Here is an 18,205-nt window from a genome sequence, read left to right on the forward strand (position 1 = left end):
GTCGCATGATGACCCGCACCCACACCCGCACCGCATCCATCGAGTCGCCCCGTTCCGTCGGGCGGCTCTTCGACGTGAAGCTGCTCGTCGGCATCCTCGTCGTCGTCGCACTCCTCGTCGTGTCGCTCTTCACGGGCGTATACGACATCGCGGGGGCCGCGGACGGCGCGGAGATGTTCCAGATCACCCGCGTGCCGCGCACGATCGCTCTCGTCCTCGCGGGAGCCGCCATGGCGATGGCCGGGCTCGTGATGCAGCTCCTCACCCAGAACCGCTTCGTCGAACCCACGACCACCGGCACGACCGAGTGGGCAGGGCTCGGTCTGCTGACCGTCATGGTGCTGGTGCCGAACCCGTCGATCCCGTTGAGGATGACGGGCGCCATCATCGCCGCCTTCATCGGCACGATGGTCTTCTTCGCATTCCTGCGCCGCGTCTCCCTCCGGTCGTCGCTCATCGTCCCGATCGTCGGGATCATGCTCGGCGCCGTCGTCGGATCGGTGTCGACGTACTTCGCGCTCGTCACCGACTCGCTCCAGGCGATCGGCGTCTGGTTCGCCGGCAGCTTCACCTCGGTGCTCCGCGGGCAGTACGAGATGCTCTGGATCGTGGCGGTCGTCGGGGTCGTCGTCTTCATCGTGGCGGACCGCCTCACGATCGCCGGACTGGGGGAGGAGATCGCCACCAACGTCGGCGTGGACTACAACCGCGTGATCCTGCTCGGGACCGTGCTGATCGCCGTCACCACCGGAGTCGTCACGGTCGTCGTCGGCAACCTCCCGTTCCTCGGACTGATCGTGCCCAACATCGTCTCGATGGTCCGAGGAGACGACCTGCGCAGCAACCTGCCGTGGGTGTGTCTGCTGGGCATCGCGATCGTCACGGTCTGCGACATCATCGGCCGCACGATCATCATGCCGTTCGAGGTCCCGGTCTCGCTGATCCTCGGGATCGTCGGCGCGATCGTCTTCATCCTCCTGCTGCTGAGGCAGCGTCGTCGTGGCTAGCGCACTCGCGGTCGATGCCCGCACCTCCGGATCCTTCACGTCCGCGCATGCGCGCCGTCGCTACGCCCTGGTGCTGGGCGTCCTCATCGTCCTCTCCGCGGCCTTCGCCTTCGCCCTGCTCGCCTGGGACAACCCCATGCCGATCGGATCGCCTGGGTTCTGGCGCATCGCGAAGCTCCGCGTGACGAATGTGACCGTGATGGCAGTGGTCGCGGTGGCGCAGGCGATCGCGACCGTGAGCTTTCAGACGGTCACGAACAACCGCATCATCACGCCGTCGATCATGGGGTTCGAATCGCTCTATCGGGTGGTGCAGACGACTACGGTCTACCTGTTCGGCGTCGCAGGGCTCGTCGCGATCCAGGGCGTCTGGCAGTTCGGCCTGCAGGTCGTCATCATGGTGGGGCTCGCGATGGCGCTCTACGGATGGCTGCTGTCGGGGCGCTACGGAAACCTCCAGATCATGCTCCTGATCGGGATCATCATCGGCGGCGGACTCGGGGCGATCTCGACCTTCATGCAGCGGCTGCTCACACCGAGCGAGTTCGACGTGCTGGCGGCTCGCCTCTTCGGCAACGTCTCCAACGCGGACGCGTCCTACCTGCCGCTCGCGATTCCGCTGTGCGTCGCCGCATCCGCGCTGCTGTGGCTGCGGGCACGGCGGCTGAATCTCCTCGCGCTCGGACCCGACGTGTCGCGCTCGCTCGGACTCGACCACAAGCGTGAGCTCTATGCCGTGCTCTTCCTCGTCGCCGTGCTGATGGCGACCTCCACCGCGCTGGTGGGCCCGATGACGTTCCTCGGCTTTCTCGTCGCGACCCTCGCGTACCAGTTCGCCGATACATACGACCACCGGCTCATCTTCCCGGTGGCGGTGCTCACCGCCTTCACGATCCTCGCCGGGGCGTACTTCGTCATGAAGAACGTCTTCTACGCGCAGGGCATGGTGTCGATCCTCATCGAACTCGTCGGAGGAACCGTGTTCCTCGTCGTCATCCTCAGAAAGGGCAGGCTGTGATCACACTCGACGGCGTCCGCCGCGACTACAGCGACCAGGTCGCGATCGGCCCTGTGGACCTCCGGATCCCCTCCGGCGGCATCACGGCACTGATCGGTCCGAACGGCGCGGGAAAGTCGACTCTGCTGACGATGATCGGCCGGCTCGGCGGCATGGACGCCGGAGCGATCGAGATCGCCGGATACGACGTGGCGACCACGAAGTCGAAGGATCTCGCCAAGATCGTCTCGGTGCTGCGGCAGGAGAACCACTTCGTCACCCGTCTCACCGTGCGCCAGCTGGTGGGCTTCGGGCGCTTCCCGCATTCGAAGGGCCGGCTGACGCGCGCCGACGAGGAGCTCATCAGCAGAGCGATCGACTTCCTCGATCTCGGGGACCTCGAAGGTCGATACCTGGACGAGCTCTCCGGCGGCCAGCGACAGCGAGCCTACGTCGCCATGGTCCTGGCGCAGGACACCGAGTTCGTGCTGCTCGACGAGCCACTCAACAACCTCGACATGAAGCACGCCGTGCAGATGATGAAGCACCTGCGCCGGGCGTCGGAGGAGCTGGGGCGCACGATCGTCATCGTGCTGCATGACATCAACTTCGCGGGGCACTACGCCGACCACATCTGCGCCATGAAGGACGGAGCCGTCATCGAGTTCGGGTCGCCCGCCGAGATCATGACCGGCGACGTGCTCACCCGGGTGTTCGATACGCCCGTGCGGGTGGTAGAGGGGCCGTCCGGTCCGTTGGCGGTCTACTACTGACGCTCAGAGCTCGACGCCGTGGTCCTCGTCGTTGACGCCGGTGTTGTGGCCGCGCCGGGACTCGTAGCCGATGAACCAGCCGAGCCAGACGATCGCGGCGAGCAGGATGCCGAGCCAGACGTTCTGGAAGATCAGGCCGATCACGACACCGACGATGAGCAGCCCTGCCGTGACGGAGAAGCGGAGTGCGTTGCGGGACATGGCCTCAGCCTAGGGGCGATCCGCGCCGTGCGGCAGGGTCAGCGACTCCGATGATCTTCGGGGGAGAGCCGCGGCCCACGACGGGGTTCGCTCACCCTGCTCGCGAAGATGAGGCGGATCACTCGCTGCCGGTGGCCGGCCCACGGGGCGAGCAGCTCGAGCATCCCGTCGTCATCCGTGCGGTGGCCCGTGAGGGCATAGCCGACCTGATGGGCCAGGTGGTAGTCCCCGACGCTCACGGCGTCAGGATCGCCGAGGGCTCTGATGCGGGTCTCGGCCGAGGTCCAGATGCCGACGCCCGGCAAGCTCGTCAGCACGCGATCGCGCTCCTCGCCGGCGGGGGCGGCCAGAAGTGCGCGCGAGACGCTCTCAGCGCGCTCGGCGGCGCGCACGACGGTCTTCGACTGCGGCGGCTGCACCGCGACCCGGTGCCAGTCCCACGACGGGATGCGGCGCCACTGCGCGGCGGTGGGGGCGGTGTACATCGGCCTCGGGGTGGGACCGGGTGCGCGCTCGCCGAACTTCGTGACGAGCTGTCTCCATGCACGGAACGCCTCGAGGCCGGTCACCTTCTGCTCGATGATCGCGCACGCGAGAGCGTCGAACACGACGCCCGTGCGAGCCAGGCGGATGCCGACCGACCGGCGTGCGACGTCGGCGATCAGCGGATGATGGGAGGGATCGAAGCCGGTGGGGTCGTCGTTCGCGCCGCACAGCTCCGGGACGCTGTCGAGCGCGTGCTCCGCTCCGTCGCCCCACGCCGTGGCGATGATCTCGTCGCCGCGGGCGCGCAGCGCGAGTGCGGCAGGACCGAGCGGCGTTCGCAGCGTGCGCCAGATCACCGGGCCGTCGAACACCATGGTCGGGTCGCCGGGCCCCCGTCGCAGCATGCCCACCGTCGCGCGGAGATCGACGGGTGCGGCCGGCCGATACACGGTCTCGCGCGGCGCGCCGCGGGAGGCCGCATCGGCGGCTCCGGCATCCGCGGTCAGGGTCATGCGCCCACCATACGTGGCGGGGCTGACACTCGGATCAGAAGCGGTCGGGCGAGGGCGTTCCGTGGCCGTAGCGGATGACGACGTCGGCGTGCCGGTCGAAGCGGTAGCCGATGCCGCGCACGGTGCGGACGATGTCCTCGTAGCGGCCGAGCTTCGCGCGCAGACGCCGCACGTGCACGTCGATCGTGCGCTCGCCGGGAGTCTCGTCGTCCTGCGCCTGCCAGAGCGCGGAGACCAGCTCGCTGCGCTCGATCGTCCGTCCTTCACGGAGCACGAGGTACTGCAGCAGCTCGAACTCCTTGTAGGTGAACGCCGCGGACTCGCCGTCGATCAGCACGCGCTTGCGCGAGATGTCGACCACGACGCCGCCTTCTTCGTCGGTCGCCTCCTCTTCGGCAGCGGCCTTGGTGCGTGCGATCGCACCCGGCTCGTGCAGTGCGAGACGGACGACGTCGAGGTCGCGGCCGCCGGAGCCGTGCGGGGCCAGGGCGACGGTGGCGTGCGTCTCGGCACCCGGTGCGAGCTCGGCGAGGGTGCGGCGCAGAGCGTCGACCAGGAGCGGGAGGCTGACGCCGGCTTCGGCCGCCTTGATCTCGTCGAGACCGACGTAGAGGGCGAATCCTCGCGGCGAGCGGACGGCGGGAAGATCTGCATCGAGCGGTGCGGCGGGCTCCGACGAGACGGTGCGGACGGCGGTGGCGGCGGCGGGACGCTCGAGAAGTGCGATGTTCGACATGATGATGTAGTCCTCAGGACGTGAGCCGGAAGAAGGCTCTGATGCGTTGCATGAATGACCGGGCGAGCCGGGAAGCGAGCACGGGGTGGGTGCTCGGAGACCAGTCCTCGCAGATCGCGAGAAGTCAGGTCAGACGGAGTGGCTGTTCGTTCAGCGACACATTCGGCAACACATGCCAACGCGACCGGGCATCATCATCCCGGCAGTCCTGTTCGCCTCCTGGGCGGACAAAGGGCTTGCGTTGGTAGTCATGGGGGGATTATGTCGGAAGAAGTCCGCGCGTGTCAAAACGGCCGCCGGCCGGGGAGCGAGGCGTAACGTGGAGAAGGTGACCACTTCGACCCTCGCTGCCGGCTTCATCCTCACTGATGAGAAGGACGCCTCGCGGTACACGCTGACGCGCGACGGGCAGCTCGTCAGCGTGCTCGACTATCGCGACGACGGGAACACGATCGCCCTGACGCGAGCCTTCACCATCCCGACTTTCCGCGGCCACGGCTACGCGGGCGTCGTCGTGGAGGGAGCGGTCGCCGAGATCGAGGAGCGCGGAGATCGCAAGGTCGACGCCGTGTGCTGGTATGTCGCCGACTGGTTCCAGGCGCATCCCGAGCACGCGTCTCTGCTGCGCTCGCGCTGACGCATCGACGTGTGACGCTGTGTTACGCGGCGTCATTCCTCCGGTAATATGGATGCTCTGCTCAGCCCCGTCGGCTGAGGTGGTCAGGCGCTGACGCGCGCTGGTCCGAGGCTCGAAACCTCCGGCATCGTCCCCGACACCGGAGGTTCTTCCATGTCATCGTCCCTGCGCGCCCGCCCCCAGACACGGTGGTGGGCGCTCGTCGTCATCTCCCTCACGCAGCTGATCGTCGTCCTCGACGGCACCATCGTCAGCATCGCCCTGCCGCAGGCGCAGGCATCGCTCGGTCTGAGCGACGGCCAGCGTCAGTGGGTGGTCACGGCCTACGCCCTCGCCTTCGGCGCGCTGCTTCTGCTCGGAGGACGCATCGCCGACTACCTCGGTCGCAAGCGCACCTTCATGATCGGGATGGTGGGCTTCGGCGCGGCGTCCCTGTTCGGCGGCCTCGCGCAGTCCGGCTGGGAGCTGATCCTCGCGCGCGGCCTCCAGGGGGTCTTCGCCGCGCTCCTCGCTCCCGCCGCCCTCGCTCTCCTCACCGTGACCTTCCCCTCCGGGAAGGAGCGCAACACGGCGTTCGCCGTCTTCGGGACGGTCGCAGGAACAGGAGCGGCCGTCGGTCTGCTCCTGGGCGGATTCCTCACGGAGTTCACCGATTGGCGCTGGTGCCTGCTCGTCAACCTGTTCTTCGTCGCGATCGGACTGATCGGCGGAGCGCTCTTCCTGACGGAGAGCAGGGCGGACGGCGACAACCGCTACGACGTCTGGGGCGCGATCACCGTGACCCTCGGTCTCGGCTCCCTCGTCTACGGGTTCAGCCTCGCCGAGAACGGCTGGGGCGACCCGCTCACCATCACCTTCCTCGTGCTCGGAGTCGTGCTGCTCGCCGCGTTCGTCTGGGTCGAGAGCCGCGTGGCCCAGCCGCTCCTTCCGCTGCGGGTCGTCGCGGACCGGGTCAGGGGTGGTGCGTTCCTGATCCAGGGCGTGGCCGGAGCGATCATGATCGGCGCGACGCTCTACCTGACCTTCCACCTGCAGTTCGTGCTCGGGATGGGCGCGCTTCAGGCGGGCGCGGCGACCCTGCCGCTGCCGATCGCCACGATGATCATCGCCCCGATCGCGACCAAGCTGCTCGGAGTGATCGGACCGCGGCCGATGATGATCGTCGGACCGCTCATCGCCGCGGCGGGTCTGTTCCTGTTGTCGGGCATCACCCCGGACGGCGCCTACCTGGTGCAGATCGCCCCGGCGCTCGTGCTGCTCGGCGTCGGCATGGGCTTCGTCTTCATCCCGCTGCAGAACCTCGCTCTCACCGGAGTGGCTCCGCACGACGCGGGCATCGCGTCGGCAGTCGCCAACTCGGCCATGCAGATCGGCGGATCGATCGGCCTGTCGGTGTTCACAGCCGTGTACGCCGCGTCGGTCGGAGGGCACGCCCAGGCGGATCTCGACCCCGGGCAGTTGACCGACGCTTACGGCTGGGTCTTCATCGTCGCGTCGATCCTCATGCTCGTCGCCGCCGTGATCGCCGCGGTGATGGTGCGGGGCACGAAGGACGAGCTGATGCCGGCGCAGCCGGGACTGGCCGTCGCTGCGCACTGACGTCGTCGTGGCGTCCTCTCTCGGCCGGATCGCGGAGATCTCGATGCGGGGAACGGGCGCCACGGCACGCCTCGGACCGAATGTCGGTGGGGGTTCGTAGCGTGTGAGTATGCGAATCCTGCACACCTCCGACTGGCACATCGGCCGCACCTTCCATGGCAACTCGACCATGGACGCGCTGGCCGAGGTGCTCGGGGAGCTCACGGCGCAGGTTCGCGACCACGCGGTCGACGTCGTCATCGTCGCCGGCGACGTGTTCGACTCGGCGACCCCCGCCGGCCCCGCGTACACGCTTCTCGGTGACGCTCTCGTGGCGCTGCACGAGACGGGGGCCCGTGTGATCGTCACGAGCGGCAACCACGACTCCGCCGCGCGGCTGGGGTTCCAGGCGCGACTGCTGCGTGACGGCATCCATGTGCTGACCGACCCCCTCGCGATCGGCACTCCGGTGACACTGACAGACGCCGACGGCCCCGTGCACTTCTTCGGCATCCCCTACCTCGAGCCCGCCATCGTCCGACAGCACTGGAACGGGGCCGAACTGCGCACGCAGGCTCAGACGCTGGCGCACGCCATGGACCTCGTACGGGTCGGTATGAATGAACACCCCGGCCGGTCCGTCGCGATCGCCCACTGCTTCTCCGCCGGGGTCGACGCCACGGTGGGCCTCGAGCGCGAGGTCCGGCAGGGCGGTCTCGACGTCGTGCCGTTGACCGTGTTCGACGGTCCCGACTACGTCGCCCTCGGTCACATCCACGGGCGCCAGCAGATCAGCGAGCGCGTGCGCTACTCGGGCGCCCCCCTGCATTACAGCTTCGGCGAGCAGAACAAGCCGCGCGGGTCCTGGCTGGTCGAGCTCGACGCGACCGGACTGGCATCGGTCGAGTGGCTCGAGCTCCCCGTGCCTCGCCGTCTCGTCACGCTCACGGGCACCCTCGAGGAGATCCTGTCGACCGAGAACGTCGCCGCCCACGCGGAGGACTGGGTCTGCGCGGTCTACACCGACGCGCTCGCCCAGACAGAGCCGATGCGCCGACTCCGTGAGCGGTATCCGCACTGCGCGATGGTGCAGCATCAGCCGTCCCAGACCTCGGAGGCGATCGAGCGGTCGTACGTCGAGAGATTGCAGGGTGCCGTGACCGATCCTGAACGGATCGAGGCCTTCCTCGAGCACGTCCGCTCAGGACACGGGGCGACCGAGCGCGAGGCCGAGCTGATCCGCGAGGTGCTCGATGACCGCGTTCGTGCAGAAGCCCTCGTCTAGTCCGGTGGCCGCTCGACGCGAAGACTCTCCGACAGCGAAGGAGGCGCTCTGATGCAGCTGCACCTCCTCGAGGTCGAGGGCTTCGGGCCGTTCCGCGATCGTCAGGTCGTCGACTTCGACGCCTTCGCAGACGACGGCATCTTCCTGATCGCCGGTCGCACGGGAGCAGGCAAATCCAGCATCCTCGATGCGGTCTGCTTCGCTCTCTACGGTGGGGTGCCACGGTACGAGGGTGGCGAGAAGCGACTGCGCAGCGACCACTGCGAGCCCGACGACGTCACCGAGGTCGTCGTCGAGTTCAGCACTCCGGCAGGCCGATACCGGGTCACACGTTCGCCCGAGTACGAGCGGCCCAAGAAGCGTGGCGGCGGGATGACGGTGCAGTCGGCAGCCGTGCATCTCGACACGCTGGTCGGCGGCGAGTGGATCGGACTCGCTGCGAAGGAACGCGAGGCAGCCTACGAACTCGACGAGATCCTGCAGCTCAGCCGTGAGCAGTTCCTGCAGGTGATCCTGCTCGCGCAGAACCGCTTCTCGGAGTTCCTGCTCGCCGGCAGTCGTGAGCGGCAGGCGCTGCTGCGGCGGCTGTTCGGCACCGAGCGGTTCGAGGACGTGCAGACGCGTTTCGACGAGCGACGCAAGGCGGCGGAGCGGTCACTCGGAGCCCGTCTCGCCACCGTGTCAGCCCGCCTCGACGAAGGCGAGCGACTGGTCGACAACGCCGACCTCGGGCATGACAGCGACGCGCAGGGAGGCGACACCGCATCGAGTGAGGCGGAGTCCCTCGTGATGACGACGGACGAGCGTCTCGACCGTCTGCGTCGCGCTCAGGCTCGAGCGGACTACCGCGCCGAGCGTCGCGCGGCGGAGCGTGTCGACGCCGAGAAGGAGTCGGATGCCGCGGATGCGGCGCTCGCGACGCTGCGAGACGAGCAGAGGGCGCAGATCGAGCGCGATCGTGCCAGGGCAGCGCTCGATCGTCTCGAGGCCGAGGAGCATCGGATCGCGGACGCGCGGACGGAACTGCACGAGGCTCGGACTGCGGAGCTTCTTCGGGGCCCGATCACGGCCGCGGCGACGGCGTCTTCTGCGCTCGATGCGTCGATCGAAGCCGAGAAGCGCGCACGCGCCGTGTGGGCGGCTCACGACATCGTCACGGACGATCTCGCGGAATGGGCGGCTGAGCGCACCAGGCAGACGGGCACGTGGCAGCGGGCGGCGGAACTGGAGGGTTCCGCGTCCGCTCTCGACGCCGAACTCACCGCGGCCGCGGATGCCGTGGCGGCGGCGACCGCGCGGATCGAGGCCGCGGAGGCCGATCGCCTCGCTCTTCCGGGACAGCTCGAACAGCTCACTCTGGACCGCGACGCCGCGAGGCAGCGTGCCGATCGCGTCGCGGATCTGGCTGCAGCGCGAGATGGTGCCGCCGTGCGGCATGCGGCGGCGCTCGAGGCGGAACGCCTCCGCGTCGCGCACGGCGGCGCGGAGCGAGAGCTCGCTGAGGCCAGCGCCGCGCTCGCCGCGGCCCAGACGGCGCTGGCTCAGCTCAGACAGCGGCGCCTCGACGGCATCGCGGGAGAGCTGGCGGCTTCCCTGCAGGACGACGACGCGTGTCCGGTATGCGGATCCCCCGAGCATCCCGCTCCCGCCGTGCACACGGATCCGGTGTCCGCCGACGACGTCGACGAAGCCGAGACCGAGCGCGACATCATCGCCCGGCGTGAGCGGGACGCCGCCGAGCACGTGTCCGCGCTGCGTGCGGATCTCGCCGCCGCAGTCACCCGGGCCGACGGCCGAGCAGCCGATGAGGCGGCCACAGAGTTGCACGACGCGACCGCCGCACACGCGGAGAGCGTCGAGGCCTCGCACGAGCGGACGAGGCTCGAACAGCGGCGCGACGCCCTGATCGAACGCATCCGGCAGCTCGAGATCGATCGCGAACGTGACTCCGCCGCGCTGGCCGCAGCCCGCGAGGAGCACTCGCTCGTGGCTCAGCGCATGGCCGAGGCGCGTCAGGCGATCGCCGACGCGAAAGGACCGTTCGACTCCGTGGCAGCGCGGCTCGCTGCGACGCTCGATGAAGTTCAGGCTGCTCTCGCGCTGGTCGAGGCGTCGGCCGAACGTGAGCGCAGAGCAGAGGCGGCGACCGCGGCGATGCTCGAGCGGGACGCCGCACTCGCCGCCTCCGAGTTTCCCGACGTGGCCGCTGTCGAGCGGGCGCTGCGCTCCGCCGCTTCCCAGGCGGCGCTCGAGAGCCGGATCACGCAGCATGCCGTGCTCAGAGAGAAGGAGCGCGCGATCCTCCTCGACCTCGAACTGCGCACGCTGCCCGAGGAGCCGATCGATCTCGATCCCGCCGAGCTGAGGTCCCTCGCCGCTCGGCAGCGCTGGTCGGCAGCGGTCGACGAAGCCGGGCGAGCTGCCGCCGTGGCGGAGCAGCTCGCAGCACTCATCGAGGCCGCCGCCGCCGAGCACGCGCGCACCGCGGAGGACGCCGCCGAGTACGAAGTCCTGCAGAACCTGGCCGACACCATCGCCGGGCGCGGTGCGAACACGCGAAAGATGACCCTCGAGACGTTCGTGCTGGCCGCGGAGCTCGAGGAGATCGTCGAGGCGGCCAATCGACGCCTCGGTGACATGTCGACCGGGCGCTACCAACTGCGTCACTCCGACGCGCTCGCCGCGCGCGGCGCGGCATCCGGGCTCGGGATCGTCGTGTTCGACGCATTCACCGGCCAGACGAGGCCAGCGCAGTCCCTGTCAGGAGGCGAGACGTTCCTGAGTTCGCTCGCCCTCGCTCTCGGACTCGCCGAGGTGGTCACGGCGCGAGCCGGCGGCATCCGTCTCGACACCCTCTTCATCGACGAGGGGTTCGGATCCCTCGACGGCGACACGCTCGACGTCGCTATGCGCACCCTCGACGAGCTCCGACAGGGCGGTCGCACCGTCGGGGTGATCAGCCACGTCGAGGCGATGCAGGAGCAGATCCCCGCGCAGCTCTCCGTACGCGCGACGCCGAACGGGCCGAGCGTCATCGAGACTCGCTGAGACCCCGCACCGACGCGGTGCGTGTCTCAGACGCCGTACTCCCGACGGATCACCTCGCGCAGCTGCACGCTGCAGCGGGCGATCGCCTCGCGGAAGTCGACGAGCGCACCGTCCTCGGCTCGATCGGAGATCGCTCGGAAAGCACGGATCGGCACCCCGAACTTCTCGGCGACCCAGATGTACGCATAGGTCTCCATGTCGACCAGTCCCGCACCGGACGGCCGGATGACGGCCGTGATCCCCGCATCGCCGACGAAGCTGTCTCCGGTCGCGATCAGCACACCCTCGCGGCCCGTCGACACGCGCGCCGGCAGGGAGACGTGCTGCCCTGCGACACCGTCGAGGTCGAACACGTCATGCTGCAGCGCGCTGCCGATCTCGTGGACCGTCGCCTCGAGTTCAGGGTCGATCCCACCGGCGGTGCCGACGACCACGACCTCGGAGTACTCCTTGGCGTCGAGCGCACGGGTCAGGGCGTAGACGGCCTGCATCTTGCCCTCGCCGGTCACGAGCTGGTCGAATCCCTCGAGCTCCTCCGGGAACGCTGCGAGTTCGGAGGCCATGGCTGCGACGAGAAGTTTCACTCCGCCATCCTCTCAGGTGCATCGGCCGCCGCGGAGTCACGCGCGTGCGATCCACGTCATCTCGATGTAACACTGGAGGAGGATACTGACGTCGGGTAGACCGGAGGAACACATGACCCTGCAGCAGCAGATTTCTGAAGCGCTCGGCGTGAGGGCCGAGATCGACCCCGAGATCGAGGTGGAGCGCCGCGTGCAGTTCCTCGTCGACTACCTGCGCACCACCGGCGCGAAAGGTTTCGTGCTCGGCATCTCGGGCGGTCAGGACTCGACACTCGCCGGTCGTCTGGCGCAGCTCGCCGTCGAGCGGGTGCGAGCAGAGGGCGGGGAGGCGAAGTTCCTCGCCGTCCGGCTGCCGTACCGCATCCAGAAGGACGCGGCGGATGCCCAGGCAGCACTCGAGTTCATCGAGCCGGATGCGTCGGTCGAGGTGAACATCCAGAACGGCGTCGACGGCGTCGAGGAGGACATCGAGTTCGCCGTCACGAGCGACATCAGCGACTTCAATCGCGGCAACATCAAGGCGCGAGTGCGCATGGTGACGCAGTACGCGCTGGCCGGCCACGACGGTCTGCTCGTGATCGGCACCGACCACGCGGCTGAGGCCGTGACGGGCTTCTACACGAAGTTCGGCGACGGGGCCGCCGACATCCTCCCGCTCGCCGGGCTCACCAAGAGGCAGGGGCGTTCGCTTCTCCTGCTCCTCGACGCTCCCGACCAGCTCGCCTACAAGGTGCCCACCGCCGATCTGCTCGACGGTCAGCCCGGTCGCGCCGATGAGGACGAGCTCGGACTCACCTACGAGCAGATCGACGACTTCCTCGAAGGGCGCCAGGTCGACCCGGAGGTCGCCGGGCGCATCGAGTCGCGCTATCTCGCCACCCAGCACAAGCGCAACCTGCCGGTCACGCCCGACGACTCCTGGTGGCGCTGAGCGGCCCATCGTGATCCCGTGTCGGATGCCGCGGCTAGTGTCGAAGTGTCCGACAGAACGGGAGCATCGTGCGGATCGACATTCAGGCGCAGCGCGTCATCTGGAGCGCGAGCGACCTCAAGGCGGCCGCCGAATGCGAGTTCGCGTGGTGCCGTGCGATCGACGCCAAGCTGGGGCGGGTCCCCGCGATCGACGAGCCCGAAGACGCGACGCTGGCGCGGGCGGCGCTGCTCGGAGACGTGCATGAGCGGAACGTCTTGGCGCGCTATCTCGATGATCTCGGCGCCGATCGGGTGCATCTCGTCGAGAAGGTGTCGTCCGTCGACGCAGTTGCCCTGGCGGCGGCGGTCGAAGAGACGGTCCAGGCACTCGGCTCCGACGCTGTCGTCGTCTTCCAGGCGGCTTTCGCTACACCCGAGTTCGTGGGATTCGCAGATTTCCTGAAGCGCGACGACGACGGTCGCTGGCGGGTGCAGGACTCGAAGCTCGCCCGAAAAGCGCGGGTCACGGCCCTCATGCAGCTCGCGGCATATGTCGATCAGCTCGATCGGCTCGGCATCCCACGATCCGACGAGGTCGACCTCATCCTCGGCGACGGCTCAGTGAGCACCCACTCCGTCGACGACCTCCTCCCGTTGTTCCAGGTGCGACGGGCGCGTCTGCGCGCGCTCATCGCAGATCGTCGCATCGACGACGGTTCCGCCGGGGCCGCGCTGGCGTGGGGCGACGACCGCGGCGATCTCGAGGTCGTGGCGTGCGGGCGCTGCGCCACCTGCGAGGAACAGGTGATCGCGCACCGAGATCTCCTCATGGTCGCCCGCATGCGGCCCGTGCAGCGTGCGCGACTGAGAGCCGCCGGCATCGAGACCATCGATGCCTTGGCAGAGGCGCCCACGCCCCCTGACGGCATGAACACCGACACGTTCGAGACTCTGAGGGCACAGGCCCGACTGCAGATCCAGGCGGATGCCGACGGTGCGCCGACCTATGACGTGCACTACGCGGCCGCGATCCATACGCTCCCGGTGCCGAGCCACGGAGACATCTTCTTCGACTTCGAGGGTGACCCTCTCTACACCGAGCCGGCGCCGGACGGTCAGGCTCACTGGGGGATCGACTACCTCTTCGGATGGGTCGACAACTCCGATCAGTACACCGCGCTCTGGGCACACGATTTCGCGGCGGAACGCGAGGCGTTCGAGAGGTTCCTCGACTTCGTGAAGCTGCGGCGCGCGGCTCATCCGGGCATGCACATCTATCACTACGCCCCGTATGAGACCTCGCACCTCGTGGCCATGGCGGCGCGGCACGGCGTCCGTGAGGGCGAGATCGATCGACTGCTGCGTGAAGGAGTGTTCGTCGACCTGTATCCGCTCGTGCTGCGGACCGTGCGGGTCGGCACGAGGTCGTACTCCATCAAGAAGCTCGAGCCTCTCTACATGGGCGCGGATGTGCGCACGAGCGACGTCCAGAAGGGCGATGACTCGATCGTGCAGTACGTCGCGGCTCGAGAGCTCGCGGCGGCGGGGGAGCAGGAAGAAGCGGATGCCGTGTTCGCCGACCTCGCCGACTACAACCGCTACGACTGCGTCTCCACCCGGCGCCTCCGCAACTGGCTGATCGACATCGCGAGGGCTGAGGGCGTGACTCCGGCGCCGCCGGATGAAGCGGACGAGGTGATCTACGAGCCGTCACCGCGCTCGGTGTCACTGCTCGCCGATGCGGAGCGCGCGGTCGACGCAGGCGACGACGGTCAGGTGCATCGCATCGCGGCCGCGGCGATCGACTACTTCCCGCGCGAGGCGAAGAGCTTCTGGGTCTCGCACTTCCAGCGACTGCGCGAACCCGTCACGATGTGGGACGGCACGCGTGACGTCGTGCGCATCGACCGCGCCTCATCGCGCGTGCAGAGGGACTGGAGCATCGGCGAGGGCCGACGGGTGATGTCGCGCGACATCGAGATCCGCGGCGAGGTGTCGCCGGGCACCACTCTGGGCGCCGGGGCGCAGCCGTTCGCCCTGTATCCGGTGCCGGCTCCCTTCGACACCGAGGCACCGTCACGAGCGGTGCATGTCCCTCACACCGTCACGGTCGCTGAGGTGCTCGACGACGGCTACCTGATCACCGAGACGGCGATCCAGGGGCAGACCTGGGACGAGCTTCCCCTCGCTCTCACTCCGGCTGCGCCGCCACGCGTCGTCTCGCTGCAGGGCGCGATCGATGAGTGGGCGGACTCCGTCCACGCGGCCGCCCCCGGGTTCCCGCGTGACGCGGCCACCGACGTGCTTCGTCGCATCCCTCCGCGCACGCTGTCCGGTCGTCCGCTGCCCGAGCAGGGCGACGACGTGATCGACGCCATCGTCCGAGGCGTGCTCGATCTCGACCGCAGCTACCTCGCCGTGCAGGGCCCCCCGGGGACCGGCAAGACCTACACGGGCTCGCAGGTGATCGCCCGGCTGGTGAAGGAGCACGGATTCCGGATCGGTGTCGTGGCGCAGTCCCACGCGATCATCGAGAACCTCCTCGAACGAGTCGTCGCCGACGGTGTGCCGGCGAGTCAGGTCGGCAAGGCTCCGAAAGACCCCTCCGTCGAGCCGGGCTACACCGTCATCTCCAAGAACGGCATGGCGTCATTCCTCGCCGAGCAGGCCGAGCACGGTGCGGTCGTCGGCGGCACAGCGTGGGACTTCAGCAACACCGCCCGCGTCGAGCGCGGAGGGCTCGATCTCCTCGTGGTCGACGAAGCAGGGCAGTTCTCGCTCGCGTCGACGATCGCCGTCGCGGCCGGAGCGAAGAACCTGCTGCTCCTCGGAGACCCTCAGCAGCTTCCTCAGGTCAGTCAGGGCGCGCACCCCGAGCCGGTCGACACCTCGGCGCTCGGCTGGGTCATGGACGGCGACGCGGTCATCAAGCCCGATCACGGCTACTTCCTCGCGAGATCGTGGCGCATGCATCCGTTCGTCGCGGCCCCGGTGTCCAGGCTCGCGTACGCGGGCCAGCTCGCCTCGGCACCCGGAACCGAGAGGCGGTCGATCGACGGCGTCGACGCGGGGCTCCACGTCGTCCCGCTGCGGCATCGAGGCAACGCCACAGAGTCGCCGGAAGAGGCGACCGAAGTGGTGGCGCTGGTACGCGGTCTCGTCGGACGCACGTTCACCGACAATGATGCGGAGTCCACGGCGCGCCCGCTGGCGCAGAACGACATCATCGTCGTCGCGCCGTACAACGCCCAGCGTCAGACCGTGCACGATGCGCTCGCCGCGGCGGGCTTCCACGACGTCCCGGTCGGCACGGTCGACAACTTCCAGGGCAAGGAGGCGGTGGTCTCGATCACCTCGCTCGCGGCGTCCAGCGGACGCGATGCTCCGCGAGGCCCGGAGTTCCTCCTGCTGCAGAATCGGTTGAACGTGGCGATCTCGAGGGCGCAGGTCGCGGCGTACCTCATCCACTCACCGGCCCTGCTCGACGATCTTCCGCGCACTCCCGAGGGGGTCGCTCGGATGAGCGCCTTCGCGCGTCTGGTCGGAGCGGCGAGCTGAGGTCGCCGTCGGCAGAGGAGAGCGATGACTCACACGATCGATGATGTCCTGCGAGCCTCGGCGGCGTGGGTGTGGTTTCCCCGCGGCAGCGAGCAGCAGCGGAGCCATCTGCAGCTGGTGCGGTATCCGACGCGATTCGGTGGCGGAGTGCGCGGCTCGCAGGTCGACTCGGATGCGGATGCCGCGACCGTCGTAGAACACGCCATCGACCGCACGAGGGCGTGGGACGAGAGCGAGCTGCGGTTCTGGACCAACGCGTCCGACCGCCCCGATCTCGAAGCCGAGCTCCGCAAGCGCGGAGCCGAGCACATCGACACCGTGGCCGTCTTCGCGAGCCGGATCGACAGCGCCACGATCGACAGCGCCGCGAGCGATGTCCCGCCTGAAGCCAGGGCGGAGGTCGTGCGAACGCTCGAGCAGGTTCGCGAAGTCGACGCGATCAATGTGCCGGTCTGGAAGCAGCAGCCGCTCGATGACGAAGGCCTGCGCATCGAACTCGACGAGATCACATCGGCGTACGACGCAGGCACGCAGGTGCGTGTTCTCGCCCGTCTCAGCGCGGACGGCGAGGCGGTCAGCACGGGCGGCTGCACGATCGTCGACGGCTTCGCACGTCTGTGGGGAGCGGCGACGATCGAGCAGGCACGGGGACGAGGAGCCTACCGTGCCGTCCTCGTGGAGCGGCTTCGCCAGAGCGCGGCACGGGGAGCGACCACGGCGTTGGTGAAGGGGCGCACCGCCACCTCCGCGCCGATCCTCGCGCGAGCGGGTTTCACGAAGTACGGCGAGGAGCGCTGCTACCTCGTGAGGGCGTGAGTCACACGACGCGGCTGTTCGAGCGCGGTCAGACGCCTGTGCCGCCGAGTTCGTCGCGCACGATTCGCGCTCCCGCTGACAGGGCGCTCATCTTGTCGAGAGCGACGCGCCTCGGTAGGGGCGCCATCCCGCAGTTCGAGCTGGGGATGAGCAGGTCCGCATCGACGAACTCGAGCGCGCGCCGCAGGGTGTCGGCGACTTCTTCCGGAGTCTCGATCTGCTCGCTCGCGACGTCGATCGCGCCGAGCATCACCTTCTTGCCGCGGATCAGCTCGATGAGGTCGAGCGGCACGTGGGAGTGGTGGCTCTCCAGCGAGACGATGTCGATGGTGGATCGCTGCAGAAGGGGGAACGACTCCTCGTACTGCCTCCACTCGGCTCCGAGGGTCGCCTTCCAATCGTTGTTGGCCTTGATCCCGTAGCCGTAGCAGATGTGGACCGCGGTCTCCGCACGCAGTCCTTCTGCTGCCCGCTCCAGAGCAGCGACGCCCCAGTCCTTCATCTCGTCGAAGAACACGTTGAACGCGGGCTCGTCGAACTGGATGATGTCGACTCCGGCTGCCTCGAGCTCTTTCGCCTCCTGATTGAGGATCGTCGCGAACTCCCATGCCAGCTTCTCGCGGCTGCGATAGTGGCGGTCCGACAGCGTGTCGATCATCGTCATCGGGCCAGGCAGCGCCCACTTGATCGGCTGGTCGGTCTGCTGGCGCAGGAAGGCCGCGTCGTCCACGAACACGGGCGCGCGGCGGCTCACTGCGCCGACGACGGTCGGCACGCTCGCGTCATAGCGGTCGCGGATGCGGACCGTCTCCCGATTCTCGAAGTCGACTCCGTCGAGATGCTCGATGAAGGTGGTGACGAAGTGCTGACGGGTCTGCTCCCCGTCGCTGATGATGTCGATCCCGCGTCGACGCTGCTCGTGCACTGCGGCGCGCAGGGCGTCATGCTTGCCCTCCACGAGCGCATCGCCCTGCAGCTCCCACGGCGACCAGAGGACTTCGGGCCGGGCGAGCCACGCCGGCTTGGGCAGACTTCCGACGATCGAGGTGGGGAGGAGTTCTCGCACGGTCGACGA

Annotated in this window: 15 protein-coding genes; 10 read left to right on the top strand and 5 right to left on the bottom strand. The window is 68.6% G+C overall.

What is annotated here, in order from left to right; all coding sequences use genetic code 11:
• Positions 1-8 precede the first annotated feature (8 nt).
• From ASE34_RS04750 to ASE34_RS04760, 3 genes are read left to right on the top strand one after another with little or no spacing between them, the layout of a single operon-like run.
• Positions 9-1,007, top strand: a complete 999-nt coding sequence (locus ASE34_RS04750) for an iron chelate uptake ABC transporter family permease subunit (RefSeq protein ID WP_056277730.1) — start codon at positions 9-11, stop codon at positions 1,005-1,007.
• Complete coding sequence (locus ASE34_RS04755; protein ID WP_056277058.1) at positions 1,000-2,025, top strand: iron chelate uptake ABC transporter family permease subunit; 1,026 nt, start codon at positions 1,000-1,002, stop codon at positions 2,023-2,025. The genes ASE34_RS04750 and ASE34_RS04755 overlap by 8 nt, the downstream gene beginning before the upstream one ends.
• Positions 2,022-2,777 (top strand): ABC transporter ATP-binding protein, encoded by a 756-nt coding sequence (locus tag ASE34_RS04760; RefSeq protein WP_053098831.1) that lies wholly within the window; start codon positions 2,022-2,024, stop codon positions 2,775-2,777. Before ASE34_RS04755 ends, ASE34_RS04760 begins: the two co-directional genes overlap by 4 nt.
• Positions 2,778-2,780: 3 nt before the next feature.
• Here the strand turns inward: ASE34_RS04760 and ASE34_RS04765 are convergent, their stop codons facing one another.
• From ASE34_RS04765 to ASE34_RS04775, 3 genes are read right to left on the bottom strand one after another with little or no spacing between them, the layout of a single operon-like run.
• Positions 2,781-2,978, bottom strand: a complete 198-nt coding sequence (locus tag ASE34_RS04765; protein WP_053098832.1) for a hypothetical protein — start codon at positions 2,976-2,978, stop codon at positions 2,781-2,783.
• Positions 2,979-3,016: 38 nt separating this feature from the next.
• Complete coding sequence (locus tag ASE34_RS04770) at positions 3,017-3,976, bottom strand: DNA-3-methyladenine glycosylase family protein (RefSeq protein ID WP_056277061.1); 960 nt, start codon at positions 3,974-3,976, stop codon at positions 3,017-3,019.
• A gap of 34 nt (positions 3,977-4,010) precedes the next feature.
• Positions 4,011-4,712, bottom strand: a complete 702-nt coding sequence (locus ASE34_RS04775; RefSeq protein WP_053098834.1) for a winged helix-turn-helix domain-containing protein — start codon at positions 4,710-4,712, stop codon at positions 4,011-4,013.
• Positions 4,713-5,040: 328 nt separating this feature from the next.
• Here ASE34_RS04775 and ASE34_RS04780 point away from each other — a divergent pair, with 328 nt between their 5' ends.
• The 4 genes from ASE34_RS04780 to ASE34_RS04795 all read left to right on the top strand — a co-directional run bounded on the left by ASE34_RS04780 (position 5,041) and on the right by ASE34_RS04795 (position 11,260).
• Positions 5,041-5,349, top strand: coding sequence for a GNAT family N-acetyltransferase (locus tag ASE34_RS04780; protein ID WP_053099389.1), 309 nt, complete (start codon positions 5,041-5,043; stop codon positions 5,347-5,349).
• 153 nt (positions 5,350-5,502) lie between these two features.
• Positions 5,503-6,948: an MFS transporter gene (locus tag ASE34_RS04785; protein ID WP_056277063.1), complete on the top strand. Its 1,446-nt coding sequence runs from the start codon at positions 5,503-5,505 to the stop codon at positions 6,946-6,948.
• Positions 6,949-7,057: 109 nt separating this feature from the next.
• Entirely contained in the window at positions 7,058-8,212 is a 1,155-nt protein-coding gene (locus ASE34_RS04790; protein WP_056277066.1) for an exonuclease SbcCD subunit D, read from the top strand.
• Positions 8,213-8,263: 51 nt separating this feature from the next.
• Entirely contained in the window at positions 8,264-11,260 is a 2,997-nt protein-coding gene (locus tag ASE34_RS04795; RefSeq protein WP_056277068.1) for an AAA family ATPase, read from the top strand.
• A 26-nt stretch (positions 11,261-11,286) separates the two neighbouring features.
• Here ASE34_RS04795 and ASE34_RS04800 read toward each other — a convergent pair whose 3' ends face one another.
• Entirely contained in the window at positions 11,287-11,844 is a 558-nt protein-coding gene (locus ASE34_RS04800; RefSeq protein ID WP_056277071.1) for a nucleoside phosphorylase, read from the bottom strand.
• 112 nt (positions 11,845-11,956) lie between these two features.
• Here ASE34_RS04800 and nadE point away from each other — a divergent pair, with 112 nt between their 5' ends.
• The 3 genes from nadE (at position 11,957) to ASE34_RS04815 (ending at position 17,130) form a co-directional block, all read left to right on the top strand.
• Complete coding sequence (gene nadE / locus ASE34_RS04805) at positions 11,957-12,775, top strand: ammonia-dependent NAD(+) synthetase (protein ID WP_056277074.1); 819 nt, start codon at positions 11,957-11,959, stop codon at positions 12,773-12,775.
• 68 nt (positions 12,776-12,843) lie between these two features.
• A complete protein-coding gene (locus ASE34_RS04810) occupies positions 12,844-16,314 on the top strand; it encodes a TM0106 family RecB-like putative nuclease (protein ID WP_082586510.1) in 3,471 nt (1,156 codons plus the stop codon).
• Positions 16,315-16,338: 24 nt separating this feature from the next.
• Positions 16,339-17,130: a GNAT family N-acetyltransferase gene (locus ASE34_RS04815; protein ID WP_056277076.1), complete on the top strand. Its 792-nt coding sequence runs from the start codon at positions 16,339-16,341 to the stop codon at positions 17,128-17,130.
• Positions 17,131-17,158: 28 nt separating this feature from the next.
• On the opposite strand, the gene ASE34_RS04820 is transcribed toward ASE34_RS04815, so the two are convergent.
• Positions 17,159-18,196: a methionine synthase gene (locus tag ASE34_RS04820; RefSeq protein WP_157538097.1), complete on the bottom strand. Its 1,038-nt coding sequence runs from the start codon at positions 18,194-18,196 to the stop codon at positions 17,159-17,161.
• Between the last annotated feature and the right edge of the window lie 9 nt (positions 18,197-18,205).

Origin of the sequence: Microbacterium sp. Root280D1, assembly GCF_001428975.1 — a bacterium.
Taxonomy (GTDB): Bacteria; Actinomycetota; Actinomycetes; order Actinomycetales; family Microbacteriaceae; genus Microbacterium.